Annotated in this window: 1 protein-coding gene; it reads right to left on the reverse strand. The window is 70.9% G+C overall.

Annotated features, from left to right (window positions below):
• Positions 1–227 precede the first annotated feature (227 nt).
• A partial coding sequence (locus tag KUM32_RS37515; RefSeq protein ID WP_217146314.1) for a type II toxin-antitoxin system VapC family toxin occupies positions 228–604 on the reverse strand: 377 nt, incomplete at its 5' end.

Genomic DNA, 604 nt, shown 5'->3' on the forward strand with positions numbered 1-604 from the left:
GCGAGGCGCTGCTCTTCCTCTACGGCCGCCAGCAGGTGGCCCGCGTGACCACGGAGGGCGACGCGGACGCGGTGGCCCGCGCTCGGGAGGCGTCGCTGGGGCTGTGACCTGGCAGGCAGCCGCCCCGTACGCCGCGCGGCGCAGCGCTCGGGCGTCGATGATCAGGTGGCGGGTTGAGCCAAGGCGCCGCGCGCCGTTCCCAGGCGTACGCACGAAGGGCACGCGGTCTACCGGTCGCGTGGAACCACGGGCCGGGTGACGGGGACGATGTCGAGGAGGCCGCCCAGCCCCCGGTAGTCGTCCGGGTTGGTGGTGAACAACGGCAGGTCATGGGCCATGGCCGTGGCAGCGACCATGAGGTCCGCCAGTCGTCGCCTCGGCTTTCGACCAACGCTGACGACGGCCGCGCACACAATGCCGTACAAACGAGCGGTTTCCGCATCGAACGGAAGCGGGTTGAACTCGTTCTCAGTGCGTTGCAGAATGCCGAGGCGGCGGGCGCGCTCCATGTGCTCGTTGTAGGCGTCCTGCTCCCCGTCGCGTCGCACATCGCGCGGCCCTGCGGACAGTTCGGCCAGCATGACGGCGCTGATCGCCACCTCCG

Source organism: Streptomyces sp. AC627_RSS907 (genome assembly GCF_019049165.1).